Annotated in this window: 7 protein-coding genes and 2 pseudogenes; 6 read left to right on the plus strand and 3 right to left on the minus strand. The window is 49.4% G+C overall.

Annotation, left to right across the window (positions count from 1 at the left end):
• Positions 1-76 (plus strand): annotated as a pseudogene (locus CRG49_RS11720) (IS1595 family transposase); the annotation flags it as partial.
• Positions 77-88: 12 nt separating this feature from the next.
• Here the strand turns inward: CRG49_RS11720 and CRG49_RS11725 are convergent.
• Both CRG49_RS11725 and CRG49_RS11730 read right to left on the minus strand, forming a co-directional pair.
• Positions 89-295: a helix-turn-helix domain-containing protein gene (locus CRG49_RS11725; RefSeq protein ID WP_097784626.1), complete on the minus strand. Its 207-nt coding sequence runs from the start codon at positions 293-295 to the stop codon at positions 89-91.
• Between the two features lie 106 nt (positions 296-401).
• Positions 402-773 (minus strand): Mth938-like domain-containing protein, encoded by a 372-nt coding sequence (locus CRG49_RS11730; RefSeq protein WP_095502421.1) that lies wholly within the window; start codon positions 771-773, stop codon positions 402-404.
• 283 nt (positions 774-1,056) lie between these two features.
• On the opposite strand from CRG49_RS11730, the gene CRG49_RS11735 reads away from it, so the two are divergent.
• Both CRG49_RS11735 and CRG49_RS11740 read left to right on the plus strand, forming a co-directional pair.
• Entirely contained in the window at positions 1,057-2,364 is a 1,308-nt protein-coding gene (locus CRG49_RS11735; protein ID WP_095502420.1) for a homoserine dehydrogenase, read from the plus strand.
• Positions 2,357-2,785, plus strand: a complete 429-nt coding sequence (locus tag CRG49_RS11740; RefSeq protein ID WP_095502419.1) for a hypothetical protein — start codon at positions 2,357-2,359, stop codon at positions 2,783-2,785. Before CRG49_RS11735 ends, CRG49_RS11740 begins: the two co-directional genes overlap by 8 nt.
• A 212-nt stretch (positions 2,786-2,997) precedes the next feature.
• On the opposite strand, the gene CRG49_RS11745 is transcribed toward CRG49_RS11740, so the two are convergent.
• Positions 2,998-4,176 (minus strand): sugar transporter, encoded by a 1,179-nt coding sequence (locus CRG49_RS11745; RefSeq protein WP_095502418.1) that lies wholly within the window; start codon positions 4,174-4,176, stop codon positions 2,998-3,000.
• 214 nt (positions 4,177-4,390) lie between these two features.
• Here CRG49_RS11745 and CRG49_RS11750 point away from each other — a divergent pair, with 214 nt between their 5' ends.
• From CRG49_RS11750 to CRG49_RS14060, 3 genes and pseudogenes are all read left to right on the plus strand, one after another.
• Complete coding sequence (locus tag CRG49_RS11750) at positions 4,391-4,600, plus strand: heavy-metal-associated domain-containing protein (protein WP_095502417.1); 210 nt, start codon at positions 4,391-4,393, stop codon at positions 4,598-4,600.
• A 272-nt stretch (positions 4,601-4,872) separates the two neighbouring features.
• A pseudogene (locus CRG49_RS11755) lies at positions 4,873-6,537 on the plus strand (heavy metal translocating P-type ATPase); the annotation flags it as partial.
• 94 nt (positions 6,538-6,631) lie between these two features.
• A partial coding sequence (locus CRG49_RS14060; protein WP_157807888.1) for a helix-turn-helix domain-containing protein occupies positions 6,632-6,802 on the plus strand: 171 nt, incomplete at its 3' end.

The following is a 6,802-nucleotide window of genomic DNA, read 5'->3' on the forward strand; positions in this document are numbered from 1 at the left end:
GGAGTTTAGGTTTAACCACCGGCATGAAGATTTAGGTAAAATATTAATGAAGATGCTTCGAAATAACCCAATTTAATATTTTTGCTTCCTAAGCCCCTTTGTTTTTCTTTTTAACTTCGCTTTGCTGTTGTGCTTTTCGGTAACAGTAGGTTCCGTTGACGGAATGCCGTCTGATTTCCCGACTGACGGTGGCGGGATGACAACCGATGTTCTGTGCGATTTGGTTTAGGGGTAGGTTGCGGTAATGTCTGGAAATGTAGTATCTTTGGTGTGAGGTCAGTTGTGTGTAGGCCATATTGCAATCTTTCTTGTCAGGAAAGGCAGTATACTACCGCATACTGGCCTTTTCTGTTATTGGAAATTGCACTTGTTAGGCGAATGTAAGGGCCTTTTAGATATATTCACGGCCACAACCACGCCCACACGCTGCGGCCTTCGCCTTGCAACAACACCAGCGTGCGGCAAGCCGAGGCGGTATTCATACACTCTAATCCGACACCACGCGATGCTGCTTCAGCGATAATTTTCGGATGGATAAATTCTTGTTTTTCACCGGTGCCGACAATAATCACTTCTGGCAAATCTTCTTCTGAGGCCGTCTGAAAGAAATCGCTGAGGTGTAATTCAGACGGCCTTTTGTCTACCATTAAGATAATGGTATCTGATTTTAAAACAATCGGTTGCGTCCATATCTTCCCACCTGCTTCAATCACACCATGACGGTATGCGGTGATGGCAGTGGGTGCTTTTGCGGTGTTTTCTTCAATCAGCATGATGTTGTTGTCCTTCGATTTTTAGCCATTTTTGATGGTCTTTTAACCTGAATTTCATCTAATCGGTTTAAATTGCCTTTCAGACGACATGATTCATTCTACAAAATCAGCCATGACATTATTTTATTCTACTGCGGAACTTCTTTAAAAAAGGTGCAAAAACAGGCAATTTCGGGTAGGATTAGCAAATTTGACGTCCGCACCGCGCCTGCTTGATTTCAAGGCTGCATTCTGTGTGCGACAGTTTACGCTATTGAAAATTTCGGCTCAACAAGGAGACACAATGAAGCCAGTGAACATCGGTCTTTTAGGTTTAGGTACGGTAGGCGGCGGCACCGCAACCGTTTTGCAGGAAAACGCCGCGGAAATCAGCCGCCGTTTGGGTCGCAACGTGAACATTTCAGCCGTGTGCGACAGAAGCGCCGAAAAAGCAGCCGAAATTGCGCCGAATGCGGCTTTTGTGCAAGATCCTTTTGAGTTGGTACAACGTGATGACGTGGATGTGGTCGTTGAATTGTTCGGCGGCACCGGCATTGCTAAAGATGCCGTTTTGAAAGCGCTTGAAAACGGCAAACACGTTGTGACCGCCAATAAAAAACTGCTGGCCGAATACGGCAACGAAATTTTCCCGTTGGCCGAATCGAAAAACGTGATGGTGCAATTTGAAGCAGCCGTAGCCGGCGGTATCCCGATTATCAAAGCCCTGCGCGAGGGCTTAGCCGCCAACAACATCAAATCCATCGCCGGTATCATCAACGGCACCAGCAACTTCATCTTGAGCGAAATGCGCGAAAAAGGCAGCGCGTTTACCGATGTATTGAAAGAAGCGCAAGCCTTGGGTTACGCCGAAGCCGACCCGACTTTCGACATCGAAGGCCACGATGCCGGCCACAAAATCACCATCATGAGCGCATTGGCGTTCGGCACACCGGTTGATTTCAGCGGCTGCTATTTGGAAGGTATCAGCAAACTCGATAGCCGCGACATCAAATACGCGGAAGAATTGGGATACCGCATCAAATTATTGGGCATCACCCGCAAAACCGATAAAGGCATCGAATTGCGCGTGCACCCAACCCTGATTCCGGAAAGCCGTCTATTGGCCAACGTGAATGGCGTGATGAATGCCGTGCGCGTGAATGCCGATATGGTGGGCGAAACCTTATATTACGGCGCAGGTGCCGGCGCATTGCCGACTGCCAGCGCTGTGGTTGCCGACATTATCGACATCTGCCGTATGATTGGTGCCGATGCGGCGAATCGCGTACCGCATTTGGCCTTCCAACCTGAAGGCGTAAAAGCACAAACCATTCTGCCGATGGACGAAATCACCAGCAGCTACTATCTGCGCGTGCAAGCCAAAGACGAACCGGGCACATTGGGTAAAATTGCCAACCTATTGGCCGAACAAGGCGTGTCTATCGAAGCTTTGATTCAAAAAGGCGTGATTAACAAAACCACTGCTGAAATCGTGATTCTGACCCACAGCACAGTTGAGAAAAACATCAAATTAGCCATTGCCGCCATCGAGCAATTGGATTGCGTGGAAACACCGATTACCATGATCCGTATGGAAAGTCTGTATGGCTGAGCAACCGTTAACCCCTGAAGAACAAGCGGCGAAAACCAAAAAAGCCAAGGCCAAAATCCGCACCATCCGCATTTGGGCGTGGATTATCATGGCCTTGCTGGTGAGCTTTTTCTTTTTGTCGCAATGTGCCTTGTCGAAGCCAAAAGCCAAACAAGCCATTATCGAATCGTGTGTGAAAAACATTCCGTTTGCCGACAAATGGCAGACTGATTTGAAAGCACGCGGCTTGGAAGGCAAAGGAGAGCAAGTCATCGGTGATTACTGCGTGTGCATGTGGGACGAGCCTTTGGAAAAATTGACTGAAAAGCAAATTCAATTGTTCAGCAAAATCAGCGCACAAGAGCAGCTTGAGTTGCTCGGTGGTGCCGCTGCTTTTGAAGCCCGCGATCAGCAATGTATTGCCGGTTTGAAAGCTGAATAAACAAGCAGAGACCTTTGCAAAACCCCAGATTTGAGTGCAGTTCGAAGTTAGAGCAGCGCAGAAAGCGCAGACATATCACAAAGATAGACAAGCTTTCGAGCAGCGCATAACGAAGAAATGTGCCAAAGATGGGGATTTTACAAAGGTCTCGAGCAGATATAAACAAAGGCCGTCTGAAATATTACGTTTCAGACGGCCTTTTTATGTGTTTTTTAAACCGATTTATTCATAAAATCATCGCTTTTAATCAACACATAAGCCAGCACCACTGCCAACAATGCCGTGCCCGCACCGACAAAACCAATGCTGCCCAAGCCTAGACCAACAGTCACATAATGCCCCAACAGCGCACCGCCGCCGATACCCACGTTATACAGACCCGAATAAATCGAGGTGGCAACATCGGTGGCATCCGAAGCAAAGTTCAACACTTTGGCAATCATCGACAGGCTGACCACGCTGATGGCAATGCCCCACACAAAACACAGCGCATAAACCGCCCATGCCGAACCAACCAACGGCCACAGCAAGGCCGTCATCAATACCACCAAGGCCGCTGCGCCGATAAAGAATTGGCGCGGAAACTTGGCAAACCATTTGCCGAACACAAACGAAGCCACAAAGCCGGCCGCACCATACAAGCCCAGCACAATCGTTACCTGCTCCGGCTTAAAGCCGCCGATTTGCAGCACAAACGGCTCGATGTAGCTATACGCGGTAAAATGCGCGGTAATAATCAGAATGGTAAAGCCATACAGCAACATCAGATTTTTGCGTTTCACCAGCAACGGCAAGCTGCTCAATGAACCGGAATTCACACTCGGCAGCAAGGGCAAGTTTTTCGCCAGCACAATCATCACTACTGCCGCGCAAATGCCTATCAGCAAGAAGCTGATTTGCCAAGAATAAAACTGCCCAATTACGCGCCCCAGCGGAATACCCATCACCATCGCCATCACCGTGCCGGTACTCAACAAACCCAGTGCTTGCGTGCTTTTACCTTGTGGCGCAACCCGCACGGCCAAAGATGCCGTAATCGACCAAAACACCGCGTGTGTTAAAGCAATACAAATCCGGCTGGCCAACAACACGCCGAAATTCCAAGCGAAAAACGACAACACATGTCCGCCCACAAACACGGCAAATAAAATCAACAAAAGCTCGCGGCGCTCGAAATTTTTCGTCGCCAACATCAGCGGCAGCGACAACAACGCCACAATCCACGCATACACCGTCAGCATAATGCCGACTTCGGTTGAAGCCATGCCAAAGGTTTGGCCGATGTCGCTCAACAGCGCAATCGGAATAAATTCAGTGGTGTTGAAAATAAACGCCCCCACCGCCAAGGCTAATACACTCAGCCATTGTTTTTTCTCTTTTGCCGCCGACATAATCTTACTCTTCCCGATTAAAACAGGGGCGTTATTCTACTCCGTTCGCGCAATAATTAAAACGATAACAATAGACTACATTTCATTTGATTTCAAATGTTTCAGACGGCCTTTAAGAATAAAGAGGCCGTCTGAAAAAATACTTGACCCTAACCTAGCGTTAAGGTTTATATTATATTTAAGTTATCCAACCCACGAACGAAAGGAAGAAATCATGGAAACCATTACCTTAAATGTAGAAGGCATGACCTGCGGCGGCTGCGTGAAGAGCGTCACCCGTATTTTGGAAAACACCGATGGCGTTACCAAAGCCGAAGTAAGCTTGGAAAACAAAAATGCCGTAATTGAATTCGATGCTGCCAAAACCAATGCTGATGCGTTAGTCGAAGCGATTGAAGACGGCGGCTTTGATGCTTCACGTTGATCACAATATCAAGGCCGAAACCTTTGCAAAATCCCCATCTTTGGCACATTTCTTCGCTATGCGCTGCTCGAAAGCTTGCCTATCTTTGTGATATGTCTTCGCTTTCTGCGCTACTCTAACTTCGAACTGCACTCAAATCTGGGGTTTTGCAAAGGTCTCGGTGCCGTCTGAAAGCAAAATTTTCAGACGGCCTTGATTTTTAAGAATACTTGACTTTAACCATCCATTAAGGTTTAAGCTTTCTTTATCTCATCATTGACTGGACAACGAAAATGAAACAAAAAGTCCGCTTCCAAATCGAAGGTATGACCTGTCAAGCTTGCGCCTCACGCATTGAAAAAGTATTAAACAAAAAAGACTTTATCGAAAGTGCGGGTGTGAATTTTGCCAGCGAAGAAGCGCAAGTCGTGTTTGACGACAGCCGCAGCTCAATAGCCGACATCACCCGAATTATCGAAAAAACCGGTTTCGGCGCGCAAGAAAAAACCGATACGCTGCCTAAAGCCGACAGCGATGAACCGGTGCATATCGGCTGGCGTTTGTGGCTGCTGCTGGCGATTAATGTGCCGTTTCTCATCGGCATGGCAGGCATGATGATTGGCCGCCACGATTGGATGATGCCCGCCCTATGGCAATTTGCTTTGGCCAGCATTGTGCAGCTTTGGTTGGCGATTCCGTTTTACAAAAGCGCGTGGGCTTCAATCAAAGGCGGCTTGGCCAATATGGATGTGCTGGTCACCATCGGCACGGCGTCGATTTATCTTTATTCGGTGTATATGATGTTCCACCACCGCGGCATGGGGCACGACGGCATGGCGCATGTGTATTTTGAAGCAAGCGTAATGGTGATTGGCTTTGTGTCGCTGGGCAAATTTTTGGAACACCGCACCAAAAAATCCAGCCTGAACAGCTTATCGCTGATGCTGAAACTCACACCGAGCAAAGTCAATGTGCAGCGCGACGGCGCATGGCAGTCGCTGCCGTTAGACCAAGTGCAAACCGGCGATATGCTGCGTGCCAATCACGGTGAACGCATTGCCGCTGACGGCGTGGTCGAAAGCGGCAGCGGCTGGACAGACGAAAGCCACTTAACCGGCGAATCCAATCCTGAAATGAAACAGCAAGGCAGCAAAGTTTTAGCTGGTGCGCTGGTGACTGAAGGCAGCTTGATTTACCGCACCACCCAATTGGGCAGCCACACTTTGCTGGGCGACATGATGAACGCGCTTTCCGAAGCGCAAGGCAGCAAAGCGCCGATTTCACGCATGGCCGATAAAGCGGCGGCGGTGTTTGTGCCGGTGGTGGTCGGCATTTCGCTGCTCACGTTCGCGCTCACTTGGGGCATCAAAGGCGATTGGCAAGCCGGCTTGATGCATGCCGTGGCGGTGCTGGTGATTGCCTGCCCGTGCGCGCTGGGCTTAGCCACACCGGCGGCGATTATGGTCGGCATGGGCAAAGCGGTGAAACACGGCATTTGGTTTAAAGACGCGGCTTCGATGGAAGAATCGGCGCATGTCAACGCCGTGGTGCTCGATAAAACTGGCACGCTTACCGAAGGCCGTCCGCAAGTGGCTGCGGTTTATCTGGTGCCGGATAGCGGTTTTGGCAAAGACGATTTGTTCCGTATTGCCGCAGCCGTCGAGCAAAACGCCACTCATCCGCTTGCCAACGCGATTGTTTCGGCTGCCTTAGCGCGCAATTTGGATTTACCGCCAAGCAGTCAGACGCAAACGGCAGTCGGCGCGGGCATTTCCGCCGAAATCAGCGGTTTGGGTTTGGTGAAAGTCGGCAAAACCGATTACGCCAATTTGACCTTGCCGACCGATTTAGAGGGCGTATGGCCAATTGCCAGCTTGGTGGCCGTATCGGTTGACGACCGTCCCATCGGTGCATTCGCCTTAGCTGATGCACTTAAAAGCGACACCGCCGAAGCAATACGCCCTTACATTCGCCTAACAAGTGCAATTTCCAATAACAGAAAAGGCCAGTATGCGGTAGTATACTGCCTTTCCTGACAAGAAAGATTGCAATATGGCCTACACACAACTGACCTCACACCAAAGATACTACATTTCCAGACATTACCGCAACCTACCCCTAAACCAAATCGCACAGAACATCGGTTGTCATCCCGCCACCGTCAGTCGGGAAATCAGACGGCATTCCGTCAACGGAACCTACTGTTACCGAAAAGCACAACAG

Source organism: Neisseria sp. N95_16 (genome assembly GCF_002551535.2).
GTDB classification, from domain to species: domain Bacteria; phylum Pseudomonadota; class Gammaproteobacteria; order Burkholderiales; family Neisseriaceae; genus Neisseria; species Neisseria brasiliensis.